The organism is Rhodococcus sp. AQ5-07 (genome assembly GCF_009707305.1).
Classification (GTDB): Bacteria; Actinomycetota; Actinomycetes; order Mycobacteriales; family Mycobacteriaceae; genus Rhodococcus_F; species Rhodococcus_F erythropolis.
The window spans coordinates 3,519,467-3,542,240 of the sequence record NZ_CP046099.1 but is presented as its reverse complement, the minus strand read 5'-3'; the positions used below and the strand labels follow the sequence as shown (position 1 = coordinate 3,542,240).

The following is a 22,774-nucleotide window of genomic DNA, read 5'->3' as shown; positions in this document are numbered from 1 at the left end:
CGGTCACTGTCGTGGGGGCAGGGCTGGGTCATCACAACAGAAAATTGGGGTTTTCGTGAGGACACGACTTCTACGTCGAAGGTCGACAACGATTGCGGTGGGGCTGTGCGTCGTGGGATTGACGGTGCCGAGCGCCGTCGCTTCCGCGGATCCGACGGGAGGGTCGGACGGACAGACCTGGCTCGCGGCCACGGAGACTGCGCCGCAGTATCCGGGCGTCTCCGTCGAGTGGGACGTACCCATCACGATGAGTGACGGCACGGTTCTGCAGGCAAATGTGTACCGACCGGCGGATGCGTCCGGGCGCGCTGTGGAATCGAAGGCGCCTTCGGTTCTCAACATAACTCCGTACACGAAACTGCTGGACACGTTGGTGGATTCAGCTCTGTCGATCCCGCAGGTGGGTGAGACGTTGATGGACGTGGCGAACTCGCTCGACCTCGCGGCGCCGTTCGACGGAGTCTCGGAGTTGACGGGCGTCATTGCCGGCGGAGGCGCCAGGGTTCTCGGCGTCAACCGTGATCTGGTCCAGAACGGATACACGCAGGTAGTGGTCGACGCACGTGGAACCGGCTTCTCCCAAGGTAATTGGGACGTGCTCGGCAAGCGCGAGCAACAGGATTCGGTCGAAGTCATCGATTGGATGAGCAAGCAGGGGTGGTCCGACGGCAAAGTGGGGATGGCCGGAATCTCGTACTCCGCGATCAACTCCGTACAGGCCGCGAGTAACAATCCGCCTGCGTTGAAGGCAATCTTCCCGGTCGAACCAGGCAACGATCTGCTACGCGACATCGTCGGAACCGGTGGAGGACTCGGAGTCGGGTTCATGCCGTTGTGGCTGACCGCGGTCAACGGGCTCAAACTCATTCCGAACGTTCAGGACATCCTGCAAGGCAACTTCGATCCACTGTGGTTGGCGAGCCGCCTCGAGGATCCCGGCACCCTGATTCCTGAACTGGTACAAGCGATGACGGCCCAGAGAATCGAGGACGTGTCACCGTCGACTCTGCAAGTCGCACAGGACGGTCAGTTCTATCAGGACCGATCCGCTGACGTCGGCAACATCACTGTTCCGACGATGGTCTACGGCGGTTGGCACGACATCTTCGCCAACAGCGAGCCGCGGATCTACAACGGAATCGATCTGCCGGCCGGGCAGAAGCAGTTGATCATGGGCAACGGCTATCACGTCACTCCCGGTGGAGGATTCGGCAAGGACGGTGCGCCGCCGCGCCTCGACGTACTCGAACGCGCGTGGTTCGACAAGTGGCTCAAGGGCATCGACAACGGAATCGAGCGATACGGTCCGGTGACGATGTTCCAGCAAGGTGGCGGATGGATCACGGATGATCAGTTCCCGCGAGCGGGCGCGACGTACGAACGTATGTATCTGAACTCCGCGCCCAGCGGAACTGCCGCCCATGCGGCCTACGACGGTTCACTGACCAGTGACCAGCCCAGTGCCGCAGCGCGATTGACAGTCGCACCCGGACTGCGAGGCTTCTGCTCCGGTGACGGAACTCAGGGCACTGCCGGGATCTCCGTGGTGCTCGGTGCGTCGTGTTCCAAGGATTCCCGATTCCAGGAAGCGGAGGGTCTGACGTTCACCGGTGAGGCAGTCACGGAGCCGACCTCACTCTCGGGCCCGATCAACGTCCACCTCGAGACAGTCCTGGACGCGACGGACGGATTCTGGGCAGCGACGGTCAACGACGTAGCGCCGGACGGAACATCGACACCGATCACGAACGGCGCTCTGACTGCGTCGCTCCGGGCGGTCGACGATTCCAAGAGCACTCGCTCGGCCAACGGTGACTACAGTGAACCGCACCACTATCTGACGATCGACACGCGTCAGCCGGTGGTTCCCGGTGAGGTCACCGCCGTCGACATCAACATGCTCCCGACGGACGCAGTGCTACAACCCGGTCACCGGCTCCGCGTCGACGTCTACGCTGCCAGCGTGCCGCGATACCTGGCGCTCGGGCCGATGCTTGCCGACAGCCAACTGAAGCCGCAGCACATCGAATTGGCTGCGGATCGGCCGAGCTTCGTCAACGTTCCGTTCGTCGGGGGTCGCTGACCCGGACTGGATCGGCGGCGTGAGAACCTGCGGGCTCGCGGACGTTCTGCGAAGATCGTCCGATGACAGAATCCCGACTCTCCGCCGCCGTCCACGATCGTCTGGACGGACTTCTGGATCCGGTGGACGAGCGGCTCGCGGCCCAGTACCCGGGAAACCGTGACGAGATCCAGCCCGTGCACACGATTTACGTCAGTGCCGCGGATGCAACCGTCGACACCCCTCGTCTCTGGGGTGAGCAGGCGATCGCGCTGCTCGATTCCCATGCGCATGTGTTCGCCGATCTCGACACGGAGAATGCGCTCGCAGCTGTGCGAGTTCAACTCGGCCGCAAGCCGGTCCAAGACTTTCGGATCGATTTCGAGGACGGGTACGGACGCCGCAGCGACGAAGAAGAAGACGCAGCAGCGACGTCGGCCGGGCGGACACTTGCAGCGTTGAGCGCTGATCCTGCCGGGCCGAACTGGGGCGGCATCAGGTTCAAAGGGCTGCCGGCCGGTGAGCGTCGACGCTCGATCAGGACGCTCGAGCTTGTGCTCGACGCGGCCGGCGGAGTGCCGGACGGATTTGTCTTCACCGTTCCCAAACTGCGCGCGGTGGAGCAGGTCACGGCGACGGTGGTGCTCTGCGAAGAACTGGAGAAGGCGCACGGACTCGAGACCGGTTCGCTTCGGTTCGAGCTGCAGATCGAGAGCCCGCAGGCGGTCATCGCTGCCGACGGAACTGTGGCAGTTGCTCAGGCCATCCATCGCGGTGCCGGCCGTCTGACCGGTTTGCATTACGGCACTTACGATTACAGTGCGGCTTGCGGAATTGCATCGCGTCATCAGTCGCTCGAACATCCGGTGGCAGACCACGCAAAGGCTCTCATGTTGGCTGCTGCCGCGCAGACCGGCGTCTGGGTGTGCGACGGGTCAACTCAGGTCGCGCCCGTCGGGAGCGCCACGGCGATCCGCGACGCGATCACTCGGCACCACCGCCTCGTCACGCGGTCCCTGGAACGCGGTTACTACCAGGGGTGGGACATGCACCCCGGGCATCTGGTCACCCGCTGGCTCGCCACGTTCGGCTTCTACCGCAACGCGCTCGGCGCCGCTGCCCCGCGCATCCAGTCGTACCTGGGGCGCCAAGGTGGCGATGTGATGGACGAACCTGCAACTGCCCAGGCGCTGGCAGCGGTGGTACTGCGTGGGCTCGACGCGGGGGCTTATCCAGAATCCGACGTTCTCCGGCTCGCCCCGAGCGCGGACACCAACGCACTCCACCACCTCGTAGGACGCACCACACCGATCACAGGAGAACACTGACCGATGAGCACCACCGAATTCACCTTGCTGCCCGACCTGGCACTGCGCACCCTCGGCGGAGCCGTCATCTGGGCGAACGACGAGGCATTCGCCGAGCGCGAGGCCCTGATCCGACCAGGTAAAGCCGGATACCAGCCGGCGACGTTCGGACACAAGGGGCAGGTGTACGACGGTTGGGAGACGCGTCGTCGCCGTGTGGCAGGTCATGACGAGGCGATCGTGCGCCTCGGTGTTCCTGGAGTGGTGCGAGGCGTCGTGGTCGACACCGCGTGGTTCAAGGGCAATTACCCGCCCGAGATCTCGGTGGAAGCAATCTCCGTCGACGGGTATCCGGATCCCGTCGACCTGGCCGGATCCGGCGAGTGGACAACCATCGTCGAACGCTCGACCGTGCACGGTGACTCGGAGAATCCGTTCTCGGTGGTTTCGGAGGATCGATGGACGCACGTCAAGCTGACCATTTATCCGGACGGCGGCGTTGCGAGATTCCGTGTTCACGGTGAAGCACGGCCAGACCCGCGTTTCCTCGATGCCGGGCCGTTGGACCTCGCAGCACTCGAAAACGGTGGCCGCGTGACCGATTGCTCCAACATGTTCTACAGCTCACCGCAGAACATTCTGTTCCCCGGACGCGCTGCTTCGATGGGGGACGGGTGGGAGACCGCCAGGCGCCGCGACGACGGAAACGACTGGGTGCAAGTACAACTCGCGGGTGAAGGCGTGTTGAGTTTCGTCGAGATCGACACCTCGTACTTCCTCGGAAACAGTCCAGGTGAGGGCGCTCTGACCGGCCGAACTCCGGAAGGGGAGTGGATCGAACTGTTGCCGCGTACGACGCTGCGTCCGGACACGCGCCATCGCTTTCCGATCGATTCCGAAGTTCCGGTCACCGATGTCCGTCTGGACATCTTCCCGGACGGTGGCCTGGCGCGGCTGAGAGTATTCGGCGTACTCACCGACGCTGCTCGCGCTGTGATCTCCGGGCGCTGACGGTAAAGTTGTTGCCATGAGCGACTATCCGCGCGACGACTATCCCCGGGACATGGTGGGGTACGGCCCTCATCCGCCGCATCCGCACTGGCCCGGCGACGCGCGGATAGCGGTTCAGTTCGTACTCAACTACGAAGAGGGAGCCGAGAACAACGTCCTCGACGGGGACGCGGCTTCGGAGACTTTTCTGTCGGAAATGACTCCGGCGGAGGCATTTCCGAATCGACACATGAGCATGGAATCGCTGTACGAGTACGGCTCCCGGGCCGGGTTGTGGCGTGTCCTGCGGACCTTCGAGCGGCGAAACCTGCCTCTCACGGTCTTTGCGGTGGCGCGGGCAATGCAGCGTAACCCGGAAGCAGTCAGTGCTTTTCAGGAGTTGGGTCACGAGATCGCGTGTCACGGATTACGTTGGAAGTCTTACCAATCCGTGGACATCGAGCGTGAACGCGCCGACATGGCCGAGGCAGTCCAGATTCTGCAAGATCTGACGGGTTCGGCGCCTCTCGGTTGGTATACCGGACGCGATTCACCGAACACCCGCGAATTGGTGGTCGAGCACGGCGGCTTCGTCTACGACTCCGATTCGTACGCCGACGATCTGCCGTACTGGGTAGACGTTCCGCGTGGCACAGAGTCGGTGAAGCATCTCGTCGTTCCGTACACGCTCGATACCAACGACATGCGTTTCGCCTCTCCAGCAGGATTTCCCAGCGGCGATCAGTTCTTTGCGCACCTACGTGACGCCTTCGACGTGCTGTATGCGGAGGGAACGGCCGGATCACCGAAGATGCTCTCCGTCGGGTTGCACTGCCGCATAGTCGGACGCCCTGCCCGAGCTGCCGCCCTCGAGCGTTTCCTGGACCATGTGCAGTCACACGAAAAGGTCTGGATCTCGCGGCGAATCGACATCGCCGAGCACTGGAAGACCATTCACCCCGCGTAATGCGGGGCTATTTGCGCGCCTCGATCAGAAATCGACTCGAGTACGCGACAAAAGATCCGTCTCGACGGATCTGCTGATCGAGTTCCCGGAGCCGGTCCAGATACTGCGCGACGGTGAATCCCGGAACCATCCAGATCACCTTGCGTAAGAAGTAGACAACGGCGCCGATATCGAAGAATTCCATGCGCAGACGCTCGAAACGAAGGTCGACGACGGTGAGCCCGGCCGAAATCGCGTCGGCGCTTTCGTCCTCGTAGTGCCGTCCGCGACGAGCCTGCGGCTGAGGACCGAGGAAGAACTCGACGAGTTCGAACACGCTGGCGTGACCGACATGTTGAGCGAAGTACGTTCCTCCCGGTTCGAGTACCCGAGCGATCTCGGCCCACCACACCGTCGCAGGGTGTCGACTGGTCACCAGATCGAAAGCCGAATCGGCAAACGGTAGCGGTGGCTCGTCCGGATCCGCGACCACCACCACACCTCGGGGACGCAGAAGCGCGGTGGCCTTGGTTACGTTCGGTGGCCAGGATTCGGTTGCCGCCATCACCGGCGGGAGTGTCGGTGCAGCGGCGAGGACTTCGCCGCCGCCGGTCTGGATGTCCAGCGCAGCGCCGGCGCCACCGAGACGTTCACCCATCAACCTCTGATACCCCCACGACGGACGCTGCTCCGTGGCGCGCCCGTCGAGCCACGAGAAGTCCCACCCGTCGACGGAGGCGGATTCGGCTTCGGCGACAAGTTCCTCGAAACTTCGTGACATGCTCTGTGACTCGCCTTCAGGCGTTCCTTGCGACATCACATCATCATCGTCGCGGAGCGTCGACGGTGCCAGTTGTTTACGGCTACTTCGGGGTCGCACCGAGCATCGGTGCGAGTTGAGTGGCAATCGGGTTCAGGTTCAGCTTGTCCGGGTCCACCTTGGGCTTGCTGTCCCACGGTTGCGAGGTGTTCGGGTCGGCGAACGCGATGCGGTTGGCGCTCCGAACTCCCGTTTCGCTGCCCTGAGGTGCCTGGCAGTTGGCGGCTGTGTTCAACGGGAAGTTCTGCGTCGTGTCGTCGAAGTTCGGGTCCTTGCGCTTCATCTCGTCGAGGATCGCCATGGTCCCTTCGTAACCGACGGTGCACGAGAGCGGGTTGTTGGTCTCGAGTACCAAGCCCAGATGTACTGTGCCGTCTCCCGGTGCAACGGTGGGCGCCGCCCCGGCGAGGGCAGGCAGGAAGAGCAGGAAGGGCTGCAGCGAGGGCAGTGTCGGGGCGGCTGCCGCTGCAACGGCGGAGACGTTGGAGAGGTTGGTCGTGAGCGCGGGGCCGGCTTCGGTGACGAGAGAGCCGACTTGTTCGCTGGCCGGTATGCCGTTGTCGATCACGCGTCGGATGTCGGGGTCGCTGGTGCGCAATTGCGCAGTCAGTGCGTCGAGGTCGGTGCTGAACTGCTTGATCGCCGACGATTGATCGGACTGGGTCGTGAGTACCGTCTGGCTGTCGCGGATCAGTCCGAGGGTCTGGGGAAGGGTGTCGAGGCCCGACTGGGAAATCCCCGACAGCGAGTCGGCAAGGACTTGCAGATCTTCGCCCTTGCCGTTGAATGCCGCGCCGAGTTCCTTCGCGACGGTGTGGAGTGCGTCGACCGGAACGGAGTGCACCAGACCGTTGGCGCTGGTCAAGACGTTCTCGATGGGGATCGGCGTGGTGGTGTCGCCCACGGCGATCACCGAGCCGTCTTCGAGGAACGGGCCCTGGTCGGTATCGGGCTGAAGGTCGACGTACTGTTCACCGATGGCTGAGCGATTGGCCACCACGGCTCGCGCGGATGCGGGAATCTGTGGAGCATTGCTGTCGATCAACAGGTCGACTTCGATTCCGTCGGACGTGAGCGACATGTCGCCGACGCGTCCGACGGGTACACCGCGATAGGTCACTTCGGCGTTGGTGAAGATGCCACCGGACGTCGCCAGTTCGGTTTTGACCGTGTATTGGCCGAATCCCAGAAGATTGTCCAGCCGTACGTATTTCGCTCCGACGTAGATCAAACCCAGGAGTGCAACCACGACGAGGGCGACCAGCTGCCACTTGGCGAGCTTCGACATCACCATGTGGGGACGGCCCTGAACTGATGCGGTGTGTTCATGGTTCGACTCCCGAATGACTAGCCGGGTACGGCTGGTGTTGAGCGAATTGTGTTCACCCGCGAGCATTCTCGGGCGAACCGGAAACTTCCGGCAATTCGTTGTTGGCGATAACTATAAACAAGTCGTCACAGATAGAAAGTCGGCGCTGAGATTTCCGCAGGTCGTCGAAACGTAAGTGGCACAGCTCACTTCAAATGCGTCGATGTGACGTACGTAGCTTTGCGTCCGAATCGGGCTTGACTTCGCCAAACATATCCACAAAAGTAGATGCGTTCCGGTTGGCGGAGAGAAGGGGTGCGGTCCATGGATGCTTTGGCGATCTTCAAGGCGCTGTCCAACCCGACTCGTCTGCAGATCTTGGAGTGGCTCGCGCATCCGGCGAAGTATTTCGACGAGGACTCGTACACGCAACAGGATCTCGGGTTTCACATCGGAGTCTGTGTCGGTGACATTCAGGGGCGATCGGGACTTGCCCAGTCGGTGATCTCGGGGTACCTGCAGGGCATGAAAGATGTGGGTCTGCTCGAGTCCGAGCGCATCGGGAAGTGGACGTACTACCGACGAAACGAAACCGTGATCGGCGAGTTCAGGGAATTCGTTCGCGAAAAGCTGTAGCGGTCGGATTGCCCTCGTCGGCCGGTTTTGCTCAATCAAACATATCTATATATCTAGATATGTATCTGTCTTGTGTGGCGTAGTAGTAAGGAGTGTGTCGTGAAGTCGAAATTGTTGATACCGGTTCTGGCGTTGGGTGTATTCGGAATCATCACTACGGAGATGGGCATTATCGGGGTTCTGCCTCAGGTCAGCGAAAAGTTCGGTATCACCGCGTCCACTGCCGGATGGTTGGTCGGTGTGTTTGCGCTCGTCGTGGCGGTGACCGGTCCGTTCACGACGCTGATCACCTCGGGAATCAACAGGAAAACCGTTCTGTTGGTGGCGATTGCAGTCTTTGCGGTCTCCAACATGGTGTACGCGAGCACGTCGAGTTTCGAGGTGATGTTTGTATTTCGGATCATTCCCGCCGTGGTTCACCCGGTCTTCTTCGCGCTCGCACTCGCGAGTGCAGTTCGACTGGTGCCACCGGAGGAAGCAACTGCAGCTGTGACGAAAGTATTTGCGGGTGTCACAGTAGGATTCGCATTCGGTGTACCGCTGACGTCGTATCTGGCCGAGAACTTCTCGGTGTCCACGGCTTTCGTTTTCGGTGCCGTGGTCAATGTTCTCGCGTTTCTCGGGATTGTCGTACTTCTGCCCTCGGCTCCGGTGACACAACGCCTGTCGTACGGCGCACAGGTCGGGATCCTTCGCCGGCCGCGCGTGTGGTTGACCATCCTTTCCGTCACCTTCGTCTTCGCAGCCATGTTCTCGGTGTACGGATACTTCGCCGAATACCTCGGCGGAGTGACGGGCATGAGCGGATCGTGGATCAGCGCGATGCTCTTGGCTTTCGGTGTCGTGATGATCTTCGGCAACTTCGTCTTCGGGGCGGTGCTCGCCAAGAGTGTGGTGCGCACGGTTGTGGCTTTTCCCTTGCTGTACATCGTCGTCTACGTGATGCTCTATCTGGCAGGCCCGTACTTCGGTGCGATGGTTGTAGCCGTGTTGGTTTGGGGTGTAGTGCATTCCGGTGGTCTGGTGGTTTCGCAGAGTTGGATGGGGCGAGACGCAGTCGACGCGCCTGAATTCGGCAACAGCCTTTTCATCTCGTTCTCCAACTTGGGGATCACGCTCGGAACTGCGGTCGGTGGACTGTTTCTCGCGCATTTCGAAACCCGCCAATTAGTCTGGGCCGGAGTATTGTTCTCGGTCCTGGCACTGGTGACGATCGGTGCTCGACTCTCGCTCGGGCACGTTCACAGCGAGAACGGTGTCAGTGTGCCGGTGTAGATTTTGGGCAGTGGCCGTGTGAACTCGCCGCGCGCACTGGTCGACAGTCCGAGGGTGACCAACGATTGAACCATCGTGACCCCAGCGGCAACGCCGTCGACTACCGGGACACCGAGTTCGTCGGACAAATCCTGGCACAGGTCCGCCATGCCGGCGCAACCCAGCACGAGGACGTCCGAGTCGTCTTGCTCCAATGCGTCGAAACAGGCTTCCAAGATCACCTTTCGCGCGTCGGGATCACGATCGAGTTCCAGAACCGGAATCTCGCAGGAGTGGATACCCCGGCACCGAGCCTGCATGCCGTACCGGTCCACCAGATCGGCTGCGCGGCCGCGGGTTCGACCGAGGGTGGTCACGATGCTGAATCCGCGTCCCAGGAAACTTGCGTAGTTCATTGCCGCTTCGGCGACAGCTACGACGGGGCCCTTGGCCAGCTCTCTGGCTGCATCTAGGCCTGGGTCACCGAAGCAAGCAATGACGTAGCCGTCGACTTCGTTCTTTTCTCCGGCGGCGATCTCGGCCAGGATTCCGGGGATGCTGAGAGCTTCGTCGTAGTGGCTTTCGATCGACGCGGGACCCATCGCAGGGCTGACGGCCTCGACGAATGTGCCCGAGCCCGCGACGGCCCGGGCACATTCCTCGATCTTGGCGGTCATCGCCCACGTGGTGTTGGGGTTGATCACCTTGATTCTCATGACGATCAGTCGACCGTCACAGTGTCGGGAGAAGAAGCATTCCGGACAGCCAGGGAAGTGCGCGTGGCGAGTAGGTAGTAGACGGCGAATCCGAGCCCGCAACCGATGAACCAGCTGTACTGCGCTGCGGTGTACATCCCGGTGAGGTCCTTGCCCAGGATCGGGACCATTGCGACGACGGCTCCCACCACGGTGGCGATCACTGCAGCAGGATTGTATCCCTTGCTGTACCAGTAGGTTCCGGTCGGCGACATGCTGAACAGTTCGTCGACGATCACCTTCTGCTTGCGCACGAGGTAGTAGTCGGCAATCAGGATTCCGAACAGCGGACCGATGAAGGCTCCGAGGGTTTCGAGCGTGTAGTGGATGACGTCGGGATTGTTGTAGAGGTTCCACGGGGTGATGAGGATCGAGCCGATCGCCGCGATCATCCCGCCGGCGCGCCAGCTGATCTTCTGCGGGCTCACGTTGGAGAAGTCGAAGGCGGGGGAAATGAAGTTGGCCACGATGTTGATGCCGATCGTGGCGATGGTGAAGGTGAGTGCGCCGAGGACGATGGCGAAGGTGCTGTCGATTCGTGCCACTGTTGCGACGGGATCGGTGATCAGTTCGCCGTACACCGGCAGTGTCAACGACGCCGTGACGACGACCAACACCGAGAATACGAGGAAGTTCAACGGCAAACCGAGGAAGTTGCCCTTCTTGACTGCAGTGAACGACTTCCCGTAGCGGGAGAAGTCACCGAAGTTGAGCATCGGTCCGGAGAAGTACGAGACAACCAGAGCGATCGCACCGAGCATGACCGGCACGGCGTCGAAACCGGAGTACTTGACGTCGCCGAGTGTGAGATCGACAGCGCTCCAGCCTGCCTGGTAGATGAGGTACCCGCACAGCATGAACATCACGACATACACAGCCGGCCCGCAGAAGTCGATGAAGCGGCGGATCGATTCCATGCCTCGCCAGAAGACGCAGGCCTGAAGTACCCACAGGAGCATGAAACTTCCCCAGCCCAGTGCGGAGAGTCCGGCGAATCCGTAGTCTTCGACGACGGCATACGGTGCGAGTGACGGAAAGAGTTTGATCAGTACGACATCGAGGGCTGCCGAAGCGAGGAAGGTTTGAATCCCGTACCAGGCCACGGCAATCAGGCCACGAATGATTGCCGGGATGTTCGCGCCGAGAACACCGAACACGCTGCGGCAGATCACCGGATACGGTACGCCGGTAACTTGGCTGGGTTTGGCGACGAGATTGCAGAAGAAGTAAACGATCGTGATACCGACCAGCAGGGCGACGAGTACTTGCCAGCTGGCCAATCCCAGTGCGAAAAGACTACCGGCAGTGACATATCCGCCGACGCTGTGTACGTCGGACATCCAGAAGGCGAAGATGTTGTACGACGACCAGGTCTGCTTGCGAAGCGGCGCCAGATCCTCGTTGGTCAAACGAGGGTCGTAGCCCGGTTTGATCAGTCCGCCGCCGACCGGGTGGCCCGCGGCTTCGACGAGGTCGGCCGAGCCGGTTTCCTTTGGGGGAGTTGGGGCAGTGGTCGTTCGGGACGGAAGAATGTCGGTCATGACAGCTCCTGTGCATCAGTGCAGGAAATCAGCGGACAGTGCACGAGCTCTCAGCGTCAGTGATGAAAACTGTGTTGAGAGAAAGGTATCGACGCTGTGTTGCACAGCTATTGCGCAATCGGTATATCTTTCTCGGCCAGTAGGCCGGTGTCTGTCGGCAGAGTCGCGATCACGGTGTTGAGTCGGCGATGATGGATTTCGGAAGCACTCAGAAGAGCGGCTGCGTCCCGACGCAGGAATGCGTCCAGCATCGCGGTGTGATCGGAGTGCAGAACCCGGCGATCGACGCCGGCAACATGGACCATCGGCTGTACCGGTTCGGTGATGTTCCAGGCAGCTTCGAACATGTGCAGAAGTCGAAGCATTTGCGACGGTCGGGTCAGTGCGAGGTGAAAGTTTCGGCTCTCACAGTGATAGGACTGAGAGTCGTCGTAGCGCAACGCGATCTCCAGACGGGAATTCACCTCGACGGCGTGTTCGTGATCCTCTTCGGTGGCCCGCTCGACGGCGACGGCCAATGCAGCTGATTCGAGAGTTTCGCGGACGATGTACATCTCGCGCAGTTCTGCCGGCGTCAACTGAGCAACGGTGTAGCCGAATTGGTGGCGGTGGTCGACCAACGACTCTCCGACCAGGGTCTTCAGCGATTCCCGCACTGGTATTCGGCTGACCCCGAACACATCAGCCACGTCGCCGAGAGGGATCGGGGTACCCGGAGGCGCCGAACCCGACAGAATCACTCGGCGCAGTTCGTCGAGGATCGTTTGTTGTGGACTGCCGGGAGCATCGATTACCAGTTGCGTCAGTAGTACCGATCTACGGCGCGGTGGCATGTCGGTCTCCCTTCTCGTCGCTGCCAGGGTAGAAATCCGTTGTTTCGGGCGCGTGACACCGGCATGGCCGTCGTGAATCGCATGCGTGAGGGCCGACATTTCGACTGCGATGACGAAGCACAAGTGAGCGCTGCTCAGGGCGACGAACGCGGGGGTAGCGTTGATTTGTAGTGGTTGGCAGAAAGCGAGTCGGTCGATGGCATCCGTTGTGCGATCAGAAGCCGACCAGCGAGTTGTCGGCAACTTGCCCTTGGAGTTGACGAGTTTTGTCGGCCGACGGCGTGAGTTGGCCGAAGCCAGAAGATTGTTCGAGTCGTCCCGTTTATTGACGCTCACCGGTATCGGAGGTGTCGGCAAGACGCGGCTCGCGATCCGGCTTGCGAGTGCGCTCCAGCGGGTGTTCCGAGACGGCGCGTGGTTGGTGGAGTTGGGGGAGCAGACGGATCCAGAACTCCTCGAGGATTATGTCGCCGTGATTTTGGGGGTGCGGCCGGTGTCCTCGTCGGACCCGCTGCACACTGTGATCGACTACTGCTCCGATCGCAGTCTGCTGTTGGTACTCGACAACTGCGAACATCTGGTCGATGCCGTCGCTCTGTTTGCCGGTGCGGTCCTACGGCGATGTGCCGGTGTCAAGATCTTGGCGACGAGCAGAGAATCGCTGGGAATGGGCGGTGAGGTGACGATGCGCGTTCCCTCGCTCACCACGCCGCAGCAACAGCCGCGCGAATTCGAGGGACTTGCCCAGTACGAATCCGTGTCGTTGTTCACCGAGCGTGCGGCTTCAGTCGTCCCCGGCTTCACCCTCACTGAGGAGAACAAGCGCGCCGTTGCTCATATCTGTCACGACCTGGATGGACTCCCACTTCCGATCGAGTTGGCGGCCGCTCGCCTGCGCGGTATGTCGGCGGAGCAGATCATGGATCGGCTCTCGGATCGTTACCGCCTGTTGACTTCTGGTGGACGCGACGTACCGAGTCGTCAGCAGACTCTCCGATTGTCGATCGATTGGAGTTACGACTTGTGCTCGCCTCCGGAGCAGCAGCTGTGGGGTCGGCTGACAGTATTTTCCGGCGGGTTCGAGCTGGACGCTGCCGAGGGAGTGTGCGGGCAGGATTCGAGTTCGACGGAAGTGCTCGATCTCGTCACTGCGTTGGTCGAGAAGTCCATCCTCATTCGTGAGGAGATCGACGGCACCGTTCGCTATCACCTGCTCGACCTCCTGCGGGAGTACGGACGGGAGAAGGCCGAGTTCTCGAACGACTACGTGGAACTTCGACGGCGCCACCGTGATTGGTTCGAAGCGCTGGTTGTTCGTGCGGAAGCCGAGTGGATCAGTGACCGGCAAGCGGCGTGGATCGCACGGCTGGGTCGCGAACAGCACAACGTTTACGACGCGCTGGAGTTTTCGATTTCCACTACCGGAGAGGCGCGATCTGCGACGCGAATGGTCGGTGGGTTGTACAGATTCTGGCTTTCTGGTGGATTGCTTGTGCAGGCACGGTATTGGACGGATCGAGCTCTGAATACAGAGGATCGGGAGCTCGACCCGTTCCGCGTTGATGTCTTGGCCATCGACGCTGTGAATCACGCGATGCAGGGGGAACTCGAACGGGCACAAGCGCTGGTCGACGAGAGTTGGCACCTGGCGAATGCCTTGGCGGACGTGCGCTCACGCGGTCTCGCGGCATGGGGTGACGGATACGTCGATACGTTCAGAGGCAACTTCGATACCGCTACAGCCAAGTTGGAATCCGCGTTGACGCTGTTTCGATTGGACGAAAATCTGCTGCATGTGGTGATCGGCCTGGACACCCTGGGGATCGCGTACTTTCTTTCCGGGGCCCTCGATCGCTCGGTGGAGTGCAACGAAGAGACTCTCGCGATCACCGTGCCCGCCAACGAAGTCATGTTCCAGGCTTTTGCGTTGGGAACCCTCGGGCTCGTGGGCTGGCTCCGAGGTGAATTAGATGACGCACGTGATTATTTGACGCGAAGTCTGAGAATTCTCGATGCCCCGATGAACTCGGCGTGGTGTATCGAACCACTGGCGTGGATTGCTGCAGCGCAACGTGATTGGAAGAATTCCGCGGTTCTGCTCGGCGCGGCAGCCATGTATTGGCAGAAGGTCGGGGGTCGGCTGGCGGGCCTGCCGGGTTTGTCGCCTCATCACGAAACTGCGGCAGAGACTGCTCGTAGGGCTATGGGTAAGAGTGCTTTCGACAAGTCGTTTCGCAACGGATTTGTGATGTCCGAGGGTGAAGCTGTCGCGTATGCGCTCGACGAGCGTCGCAGTGTTCCGGGTTCATCGTCAACTGAGGCACCTCACCTCACTCGTCGTGAGCAGCAAGTTGCGGAACTGGTTGCGCGGGGCCTGACCAATCGCGCTATCGCGGAACATCTCGTGATCTCGCTTCGCACGGCTCAGGGGCATGTGGAGCATGTGCTGACCAAATTGGGTTTCACCTCCAGAGCGCAGATCGCGGCGTGGTTCGTGTCGACCGAGCAGGAGACCGACTCCCGAGGCTGAGATCGCAGGCAGTGGTTAGCGCTTCTCGGGTGCAGTTCGCGGGGGTAGCGTTGCTTTTGGAGTGGAATCGCAGAAAGCGAGTCGGTCGATGGCATCCGCTGTGCGTGCAGAAGCCGATCATCGGGTTGTCGGCAACTTGCCGTTGGAGTTGACGAGTTTTGTCGGTCGGCGGCGTGAGTTGGCCGACGCCAGAAGATTGTTCGAGTCGTCCCGTTTGTTGACGCTGACCGGCGTTGGGGGCGTGGGCAAGACGCGTCTGGCGATCCGGCTTGCGGGTGCGCTGCAGCGGGTGTTCAGCGACGGTACCTGGTTGGTGGAGTTGGGGGAGCTGTCGGATCCGGATCTGCTCGCGGATTATGTCGCCGCGCCGGTGCGTGCGCGGCAATATCGAGTTCGATACTTCACCCGGAGAAAAACCTCACCTGAACTGCAGTGGCGCGGGACTTCCCCACGCGAGTCTCGCGCTTGGATCTGGTGAACTCGGTTGGTGGTGGCGTGTGGTCGAGTGCTGGTGGTCAGGAGCGCCCGATTCGCGAACGTCCGTGGTGGAACTGGTGTGTGTCGGCGATGGTCGAGGCTGCCGAGTCGGTACACGCTCGCAGAATCCCACAGTTTCGACTCGACGAGTTCGCGTTCAACGCGCTACGCAACGCCCATGGAGTGTGGCAAACGGGCAACCTCGCGCGGACTGCGGATCTCATCGATGCACTCGAAGAGATCGCAGTCCGCGCGATGCCTGTTGTCGTGTTGTGGGGAGCTGATGATCATGTGATTCCGCGAACGAGTTTTCATGCTGTCTGCGCCGCCTTGGGTGATCCCGAGGTTCGCGAGGTTCCTGGCAATCACAATTGGCTTATCGACGATGCGGAGTTGTTCGGCCAGGTGTTGACGGAATCACAGGCCGGACGAGCTGTCAGTGCACCTGTTCTGTCTCCTTCGTTCGTGTTCTGTTCGACCACGCGGATTGCGCAGTGACCAGGCAGCCGGCGATCAGGGTGATGATCGCGATGACGCACACGGCGCTGTCCGCGCCGGTGGTGAAGGCACTCAGGACGGCGTCGTGAGCGAGGGGAGTGTCGGCCATCTCGAGTCCGTCTGCGACCGTGCGTGGCGCGGCGCCGTCTCCGTCGCGCATCGAGTCGGGCAATGCGCTGATGAAACGGCTGGTCAAGATGGTGCCGATGACGGCGACGCCCAAGGCGCTGCCGAATTCTCGTGCCGTCGCCTGCAGTCCTGAACCGACGCCTGCCTGTTCGAGGGGCAGCGAGTCCGCGATGTCGTGAGTCAATACGGGGAGCGCGGCTGCCGCGCCGATGCCGATGACGACGAGCCACAACGCGTAGGCGAAATAGGGAGTGTGGGCTGTGCTGGTCGACAGCCCGAACATGCCGACCCCGATGAACGCGAACGCTGCCGCCACGGTGATGGTGGAACCCAGACGAGCCGAGATCAGCGGCACGAAGCGAGCACCGAACAGCAGTGGAATGGTCAGCGGTATCACCGCCAGGCCGGTGGTGAGAACGCTGAATCCCTTGGCGTACTGCAGAAATGATGCGTTGACGTAGAACAGTGCGAACAGACCGAAGAACGCGACGGTCATTCCCAGGCATCCCGCGCGCAGCAGAGGAAGGCGGAACAACCGCGGATCCAGCAAGGGCTGCTCGACGCGGAGCTCGACGATGATCCATGCCGCATAAAGCGCCGCCGACGCGACGAATGCTGAGATCACCGTGATGCTGCCCCAACCACTTTCGGGTCCTTCGATGACACCGACCAGCAACCCGAACGTCGCCGCCGTCAGCAAGACGGTTCCGACAGGGTCGAGACCGCGGTGATTTCGAGGGGTGCGAGGAGCGAGATAGGCGACTGCGGCAGCACCTGCCAACGCGATGGGTACGACGGCGACGAACAACCAGCGCCAGGACCCGGTCTGCAGAAGCGCGCCACCACCGACATTCCCTGCCACGCCGCCGAATCCGGTCGACGATGCCCAAATGGCAATTGCGCGAGGACGCTTCTGTGGGGGAGTCGCGTGCATGAGGATTGCGAGGCTGTTCGACAGAACACAGGCGGCTCCGACTCCGGTGACGCAGCGGCCGATCAGCATCACCGCCACTGTGGGGGAACTCGCGGACACGGCGGCGCCTGCTGCGAAGAGGATCAACCCGATGGTCAGCACCCCTTTGCGTCCGAAGCGATCACCGAGTGCCCCGCAGGGGATCACCAGACAGGCGAAGACCGTGACGTAGGAATCGACGATCCATAGAAGCTGCGTCGAGGAAGGATGCAGAGACCCGGACGTCAGGAGCGGAACTGCCAGGTTGATGGCAGCGACGAACGCAATAACGAGGACGGTGACCGCGCACAACGTTGCGAGCACCAATCCTTGTCGCGCGTCCGAGTTCGCCCGACTCTCCGTCGGTATCGAAGTATTTGTGGACAAGACGCACCTCTTTGCGGAAATTTGTTCTATTGCGGGAGTTGTTGATCGACAGCCAATTCGGCTACTGAAACGACAGTAGGGATCTCGGTAACGTGCGTCTACTGCAAAGATTGCAGTAGATAGTTGCGTATGGTGCAACTATGGCGATGGATATGGACCTCAATCTTTTGAGAGTGTTCGACGCTCTGGTGGCGGAGGGCAGTGTCACCGGCGCGGCCGAGCGATTGAACTTGTCGATACCGGCAACCAGTAGGGCTTTGGGGCGTCTCCGGCGTGCGATGGATGACCCGATCTTTGTTCGTGCCGGGCGTGGGTTGGTACCGACGCCCTTTGCGTTGCGTGCAGCACCTCAGGTCCGATCGCTCCTGGAAGGGGCGCAAGGCCTGTTGATCGACCGCAAGAACTTCGAACCAGCAGAGCTCGAGCGGACTTTCGTGATCCGAATCAACGAGGGCACGGCGGCCAGCCTCACCCCGGCTCTGGTCAGGCGTTTCGCGGCGGAAGCGCCGAACGCTGTAATCCGTTGTGTCGGAGAGGGAAACGAGGACGTCGAGTCGCTGCGGAACGGTTCGATCGATCTCGATATCGGCGCTGATCCGTTGCCGTCCTCTGATGTGTGCAGTGAGATTCTCTACCGAGAGGGTCATGTGGGCTTGGTATCGAAGTCGTCGCCGTTGGCCCGCACGGCTCAGCCGACACTCGCGCAGTTGTGTGAGCATCCACATGTCTCGACATCCAGACGTGGCCGGACACACGGACCGATCGACGACGCGTTGTCCGCAGTCGGAATGCGCCGGCGGGTGATCGCGGTGGTTGCCTCGCCCGTTGCGGCGGCGCTCATGGCGGCCGACAGCGATCTCGTTGCACTGGTGCCGGAAAGGCTTGCCCGATACTTTGCCGCTCGCCTCGATGTCGCCTGGTTTGCGGTGCCGACCGAACTACCGGCCGTCACCATCCACCAACAGTGGCACGGTCGGCTGGACCATGATCCAGCACACAAATGGCTGCGCGAACAAGTACGTGAGGCAAGCGTCTAGCTGGATTCGGCAGATGTTCTGTACTCTCGCAGTCATGCAACAGCGGAGCACGGGAACGGTGACACGGTCACTGTTGCTGCTTCTGCTGCCGTTCATCGCTCTTCTCGCCGTGCCTCCGCTTGGATCGTCGGGTAGCGCCGCGGTGCTGGGAACTGCGATTGCCGTCTTCGTGGTCGCAGCCCTCGCAACGTCGTCGAAGTACGAACTTCTGCAGCTGTGCGCGGTTTCGGCCACTGGCCCCTCTGATGACGAACGCTGCCTGCGTGGCGCTTTCCGCAGGCAGAGCAGCCCGGACGCGCCCGGCCGTCCACAGCCTCGAGCTCCGGGAATCGGTCTGTAGATCGGCCGTCGGCGGGAGTGAACTCGTCGTAGGTCGGTCAGACGTCTTGCGTCCACGACCATTCCCGCGCTCTCATCTCCTGTGAGCGTGCCTCTCGGTGAGGTTCATTCGTCATGCTCGATTTTGTCTACTACCCCGTGTCCGGAATCCTCTGGTTCTGGCACAAGGTCTTTTCACTGATCTCCGGATCACCCGACAACGGCGTCGTATGGGCGTTGTCGGTCGTATTTCTGGTCTTCACGCTCAAGGCTTTGCTGTTCAAACCCTTCGTCAAGCAGGTCCGCACCCAACTGGTGATGCAGAAGCTGCAACCTCAGATCAAGGCGTTGCAGAAGAAGTATTCGGGTGACCGGCAGAAACTCACTGTCGAGATGGCCAAGCTGCAGAAGGAACACAACTACAGTCCGTTGCTCGGCTGTCTGCCGATGCTCGTTCAGGCACCGGTGTTCATCGGCCTTTATCACGTCCTGCGATCGTTCAATCGGACTGGAGCGGCATCGCACGTCCCGTTTCTGAGCCCGACCGAACCGATGTCGGTGGCGGACAACGCGAATACGGCCAACTACTTCTTCAGTGCCTCGGACGTGCAGTCGTTTCTCGACGCCAAACTGTTCGGCGCGCCGTTGTCTGCCATGATTTCGAGTCCGGCAGCGCAACTGGAAGCGTTCGGCGACGTCAGCCGTATCTCCATCATTCTGGTTGCCGTACCGCTGATGATCTTCGCCGCCGTCGCTACACATTTCACGTCGCGGGCGTCCATCGCGCGCCAAGTGGACACCGGAACCGTCAACCCTCAAACAGCGATCATGAACAAGCTCGCATTGTGGGTGTTTCCGGTGGGTGTGATCGCTTTCGGTGCTTTCGCGCCCGTGGCGATCCTGCTGTATTTCGTGAGTAACAACTGCTGGACGCTGGGACAACAGCATTTGGTCTACGGCCGGATCGCGGCGGAGCAGAAGGAAGCTGAATCGTCGCCGACACCCGGAGTGACTGCGCCCCCGTCGCCCAGGGTGGCTGCAGCACCGCCGCTGCCGGGTGCAAAGCCGATCCGCGCCAAACGCAAGCGATGACAGAAAATCGACCCCTCCCTACCGGCGGGTAAGGCACGTACGCTGGAATACATGACCAAATGGACCGCAGAAGACGTAGTCGATCAGACCGGCCGCACATTTGTCGTCACGGGGGCGAACAGCGGACTGGGTGAGGTAGTCGCACGGGCGCTTGGCAAAGCCGGGGCCGACGTCGTCCTCGCCTGTCGTGACACCACGAAGGCCGACGCCGTAGCCGCCGAGATCGGACGCAACGCGGTTGTCCGTAAATTGGACCTCTCGGATCTGTCGTCGGTACGAGCCTTTGCCGACGCAACGGAGAAGGTCGACGTCCTGGTGAACAACGCCGGCGTGATGGCGGTTCCGTTTCGCCGGACTGTCGACGGATTCGAAATGCAGATCGGCACAAACCATCTCGGGCACTTCGCGTTGACCGGATTGCTGAAGGACAAGCTCACCGACCGTGTCGTGACGATGTCCAGTGCCCTGCATCAGCTCGGAACTGTCGATCTGGACGATCTCAATTTCGAGCGTCGGAAGTACAACCGCTGGTTGGCCTACGGGCAGTCCAAACTTGCCAATTTGTTGTTCACGTACGAACTTCAACGCAGGCTTGCGGCCTCGGGATCTTCGCTCAAAGCGCTTGCTTCGCATCCGGGATACGCGTCGACGAACCTGCAGGGGCACACCGAGTCGATCCAGGACAAGCTGATGGGAATCGGCAATTCGATCTTCGCGCAGTCTGCGGAGATGGGTGCCCTTCCCGAACTGTGGGCGGCAACCGCGCCGGATGCCTTCGGCGGCAGTTACATCGGACCGGACGGTCCGTTCGAGCAGCGAGGTTATCCGAAGGTCGTGGGGTCGAACAAGAAGTCACACGATTCGAAGACAGCCTCGGGCTTGTGGACGCTGTCGGAGAAGTTGACCGGAGTCTCGTTCGGGATCTGATTCAGATATGAAGGTGGCCGCGAACTTCGAGAAGTTCGCGGCCACCTTCATATTCGTTCGAGCCAGATGTTGTTCGGGTTACAGCGTGACAACCATCTTGCCGGTGTTTGCGCCGCGCATCAGGTCGATGAACGCTTGCGGTGCATTCTCCAGGCCTTCGACGATGGTCTCGTCCCACTGAATCTTGTTGTCGGCGAGCCACCCTGCCATGTGGGTGCGGAATTCGCCACCGAGGTGACGGTAGCCGCCCACAAGGAATCCGCGCAGTGTGAGCTGCTTGCCGATCACCAGTGCCAGGTTGTGGGGAGCGGTGGGCTTCTCGGTGGTGTTGTACTGAGCGATGGCTCCGCACAGGGCAATCCGGCCACCCTGGTTCATGGCATCGATGGCGGCTTCGAGATGCTCGCCACCGACGTTGTCGAAGTACACGTCGATGCCGTCAGGGGCGGCAGCGGCGAGCAGTTCGGTGATCGGGCCGTCGTGGTAGTCGAATGCCGCATCGAATCCGAGTTCGAGAAGTCGGGCAACCTTCGCCGGTGAACCGGCGCTACCGATTACTCGCTTCGCTCCGAGCAACTTGGCGATCTGACCGACGAGCGATCCGACGGCACCGGCTGCGCCGGAGACGAATACGGTATCGCCTTCCTTGAACTCCGCAACCGCGGTTAGGCCGGCATACGCGGTGAGGCCAGTCATGCCGAGGGCACCCAGGTAGGCCGTCGCCGGCGCGATGGACGTGTCGGCCGGAGTCACTGCGGATCCGTCGAGGATGGCGTATTCACGCCATCCGAGGCCGTGGACGACAACGTCGCCCACAGCGCGATCAGCCGACTTGGATTCGACGACCTCGCCGACAGCACCACCGTCGAGCGGCGCACCGACCTGGAACGGCGGAAGGTAGGACTTCACGTCGTTCATTCGGCCGCGCATGTACGGGTCGACGGAGATGGCGATGTTGCGGACCAGGATCTGGCCGTCTTCGAGTTCGGGGAGTTCTACTTCGGCGGTGGCGAAGTTCTCCGAGGTGGGCCAACCGTTCGGGCGTGAAGCGAGACGGATTTCCCGGCTGACAGTGGTGGTGCTCATTCGTCGTCCTTACTTACTTCGAGGGTGACCTCGATGTTGCCGCGAGTTGCATTGGAGTACGGGCACACCTGGTGCGCCTTCTCCGTCAACTCGACGGCCTGATCATGGGGCAGATGGGGGAGTGAAACCTCCAGCGTCACAGCGAGTCCGAAGCCTCCTGCACCGTTGGGGCCGATGCCGACCCGCGCGCCGACTGCGGAATCAGCCACGTTGGCCTTCTCGGCGCGGGCGACCATCTGCAGAGCGGAGTGGAAGCATGCTGCGTATCCGGCGGCAAAGAGCTGCTCGGGGTTGGTGCCTTCGCCACTGCCACCCATTTCCTTGGGAATGGCGAGGCCGAGATCGAGGCGTCCGTCCGAAGTGCGAGCGTGACCGTTGCGGCCTTCGCCGGTGGCAAGTGCTTCTGCGGTGTAGACGATATTCATGACTTCTTCTTTCCGTCGGAGTGGGCGTTGGATGCTTGAAGTGACTCACCGAGACGAGTGAGAACGTCTCGGAGTTCGGTGAGTTCGTCGTTACTCAGACCAGTGGCGCCTGCGAGCTTGGCCGGGATGTCCTCGGCCTTGCTGCGCAAGGTGGAACCCGCCTCGGTCAGGTGAATCTCGACGCGACGCTCGTCCGTGGTGAGGCGTCGGCGCTCGATGAATCCCAGACCCTCCAGCCTCTTGAGCAGCGGCGACAGAGTTCCGGTATCGAGATCGAGTGCCTCACAGATCTCACGCACGCCCCGGCCGTCTCGTTCCCAGAGTGTCAACAGGACGAGGTACTGGGGATACGTGATTCCCAGGTCGTCGAGCATTGCCCGGTACGCGGCCGTAGTGGCCCGCGACGCCGAATAGAGGGCGAAGCAGACCTGGCGTTCGAGAGCGAGTGGGTTGGTCACGAGAA

21 protein-coding genes and 1 pseudogene are annotated in these 22,774 nt (G+C 61.4%); 13 read left to right on the top strand and 9 right to left on the bottom strand.

All coding sequences use genetic code 11. The features are described 5' to 3' along the window. Positions 1–55 precede the first annotated feature (55 nt). From GJB56_RS16270 to puuE, 4 genes are all read left to right on the top strand, one after another. Positions 56–2,083 carry a CocE/NonD family hydrolase gene (locus GJB56_RS16270; RefSeq protein WP_047889858.1) on the top strand — a complete coding sequence of 676 codons (2,028 nt, stop codon included), beginning with the start codon at positions 56–58 and terminating at the stop codon, positions 2,081–2,083. 62 nt (positions 2,084–2,145) lie between these two features. Continuing rightward, positions 2,146–3,390: a DUF6986 family protein gene (locus tag GJB56_RS16265; protein ID WP_113682462.1), complete on the top strand. Its 1,245-nt coding sequence runs from the start codon at positions 2,146–2,148 to the stop codon at positions 3,388–3,390. A gap of 3 nt (positions 3,391–3,393) precedes the next feature. Then, complete coding sequence (gene alc / locus GJB56_RS16260) at positions 3,394–4,380, top strand: allantoicase (protein ID WP_020970582.1); 987 nt, start codon at positions 3,394–3,396, stop codon at positions 4,378–4,380. Between the two features lie 16 nt (positions 4,381–4,396). After that, positions 4,397–5,326 (top strand): allantoinase PuuE, encoded by a 930-nt coding sequence (puuE, locus tag GJB56_RS16255; protein WP_020908892.1) that lies wholly within the window; start codon positions 4,397–4,399, stop codon positions 5,324–5,326. A gap of 7 nt (positions 5,327–5,333) precedes the next feature. Here the strand turns inward: puuE and GJB56_RS16250 are convergent, their stop codons facing one another. Continuing rightward, on the bottom strand, positions 5,334–6,086 hold the full coding sequence (locus GJB56_RS16250; RefSeq protein ID WP_029256099.1) for a class I SAM-dependent methyltransferase: 753 nt from the start codon (positions 6,084–6,086) through the stop codon (positions 5,334–5,336). Positions 6,087–6,168: 82 nt separating this feature from the next. Beyond that, on the bottom strand, positions 6,169–7,419 hold the full coding sequence (locus GJB56_RS16245; RefSeq protein WP_397509872.1) for an MCE family protein: 1,251 nt from the start codon (positions 7,417–7,419) through the stop codon (positions 6,169–6,171). 339 nt (positions 7,420–7,758) lie between these two features. Between GJB56_RS16245 and GJB56_RS16240 the strand changes: the two genes are divergently transcribed. Beyond that, positions 7,759–8,070, top strand: a complete 312-nt coding sequence (locus GJB56_RS16240; RefSeq protein WP_021345375.1) for an ArsR/SmtB family transcription factor — start codon at positions 7,759–7,761, stop codon at positions 8,068–8,070. Between the two features lie 99 nt (positions 8,071–8,169). Beyond that, the gene (locus GJB56_RS16235) at positions 8,170–9,345 is read left to right on the top strand and encodes an MFS transporter (protein WP_031333776.1); all 1,176 of its coding nucleotides are present in this window, start codon (positions 8,170–8,172) and stop codon (positions 9,343–9,345) included. Here GJB56_RS16235 and GJB56_RS16230 read toward each other — a convergent pair. From GJB56_RS16230 to GJB56_RS16220, 3 genes are all read right to left on the bottom strand, one after another. Next, positions 9,312–10,040: an aspartate/glutamate racemase family protein gene (locus GJB56_RS16230; protein WP_019745045.1), complete on the bottom strand. Its 729-nt coding sequence runs from the start codon at positions 10,038–10,040 to the stop codon at positions 9,312–9,314. The genes GJB56_RS16235 and GJB56_RS16230 overlap by 34 nt on opposite strands. 5 nt (positions 10,041–10,045) lie before the next feature. Further along, positions 10,046–11,620 carry an NCS1 family nucleobase:cation symporter-1 gene (locus GJB56_RS16225; RefSeq protein ID WP_113682461.1) on the bottom strand — a complete coding sequence of 525 codons (1,575 nt, stop codon included), beginning with the start codon at positions 11,618–11,620 and terminating at the stop codon, positions 10,046–10,048. A 107-nt stretch (positions 11,621–11,727) separates the two neighbouring features. Beyond that, positions 11,728–12,453, bottom strand: coding sequence for a GntR family transcriptional regulator (locus GJB56_RS16220; protein ID WP_047889864.1), 726 nt, complete (start codon positions 12,451–12,453; stop codon positions 11,728–11,730). Between the two features lie 196 nt (positions 12,454–12,649). Here GJB56_RS16220 and GJB56_RS16215 point away from each other — a divergent pair, with 196 nt between their 5' ends. From GJB56_RS16215 to GJB56_RS16205, 3 genes and pseudogenes are all read left to right on the top strand, one after another. Further along, a complete protein-coding gene (locus GJB56_RS16215) occupies positions 12,650–14,983 on the top strand; it encodes an ATP-binding protein (protein ID WP_113682460.1) in 2,334 nt (777 codons plus the stop codon). 88 nt (positions 14,984–15,071) lie between these two features. Next, positions 15,072–15,365 (top strand): annotated as a pseudogene (locus GJB56_RS16210) (ATP-binding protein); the annotation flags it as partial. Positions 15,366–15,415: 50 nt separating this feature from the next. After that, on the top strand, positions 15,416–15,958 hold the full coding sequence (locus GJB56_RS16205) for an alpha/beta fold hydrolase (protein WP_162793409.1): 543 nt from the start codon (positions 15,416–15,418) through the stop codon (positions 15,956–15,958). Here GJB56_RS16205 and GJB56_RS16200 read toward each other — a convergent pair. Further along, on the bottom strand, positions 15,897–17,363 hold the full coding sequence (locus tag GJB56_RS16200; protein WP_230090992.1) for an MFS transporter: 1,467 nt from the start codon (positions 17,361–17,363) through the stop codon (positions 15,897–15,899). The two genes, GJB56_RS16205 and GJB56_RS16200, sit on opposite strands and share 62 nt — an antisense overlap. A gap of 203 nt (positions 17,364–17,566) precedes the next feature. Between GJB56_RS16200 and GJB56_RS16195 the strand changes: the two genes are divergently transcribed. The 4 genes from GJB56_RS16195 to GJB56_RS16180 all read left to right on the top strand — a co-directional run bounded on the left by GJB56_RS16195 (position 17,567) and on the right by GJB56_RS16180 (position 20,800). Continuing rightward, positions 17,567–18,463 (top strand): LysR family transcriptional regulator, encoded by an 897-nt coding sequence (locus GJB56_RS16195; RefSeq protein ID WP_113682458.1) that lies wholly within the window; start codon positions 17,567–17,569, stop codon positions 18,461–18,463. A 34-nt stretch (positions 18,464–18,497) separates the two neighbouring features. Then, a complete protein-coding gene (locus tag GJB56_RS16190; RefSeq protein ID WP_029256089.1) occupies positions 18,498–18,803 on the top strand; it encodes a DUF6412 domain-containing protein in 306 nt (101 codons plus the stop codon). Between the two features lie 113 nt (positions 18,804–18,916). Beyond that, on the top strand, positions 18,917–19,873 hold the full coding sequence (gene yidC, locus GJB56_RS16185; RefSeq protein WP_020908879.1) for a membrane protein insertase YidC: 957 nt from the start codon (positions 18,917–18,919) through the stop codon (positions 19,871–19,873). A 51-nt stretch (positions 19,874–19,924) separates the two neighbouring features. Next, positions 19,925–20,800 carry an oxidoreductase gene (locus GJB56_RS16180; protein WP_113682457.1) on the top strand — a complete coding sequence of 292 codons (876 nt, stop codon included), beginning with the start codon at positions 19,925–19,927 and terminating at the stop codon, positions 20,798–20,800. Positions 20,801–20,878: 78 nt separating this feature from the next. Here the strand turns inward: GJB56_RS16180 and GJB56_RS16175 are convergent, their stop codons facing one another. From GJB56_RS16175 to GJB56_RS16165, 3 genes are read right to left on the bottom strand one after another with little or no spacing between them, the layout of a single operon-like run. Next, positions 20,879–21,886, bottom strand: a complete 1,008-nt coding sequence (locus GJB56_RS16175) for an NADP-dependent oxidoreductase (RefSeq protein WP_019745038.1) — start codon at positions 21,884–21,886, stop codon at positions 20,879–20,881. Beyond that, on the bottom strand, positions 21,883–22,311 hold the full coding sequence (locus GJB56_RS16170) for an organic hydroperoxide resistance protein (protein ID WP_003939720.1): 429 nt from the start codon (positions 22,309–22,311) through the stop codon (positions 21,883–21,885). The genes GJB56_RS16175 and GJB56_RS16170 overlap by 4 nt, the downstream gene beginning before the upstream one ends. Beyond that, positions 22,308–22,769, bottom strand: coding sequence for a MarR family winged helix-turn-helix transcriptional regulator (locus GJB56_RS16165; RefSeq protein WP_003940568.1), 462 nt, complete (start codon positions 22,767–22,769; stop codon positions 22,308–22,310). The genes GJB56_RS16170 and GJB56_RS16165 overlap by 4 nt, the downstream gene beginning before the upstream one ends. Positions 22,770–22,774: the final 5 nt, after the last annotated feature.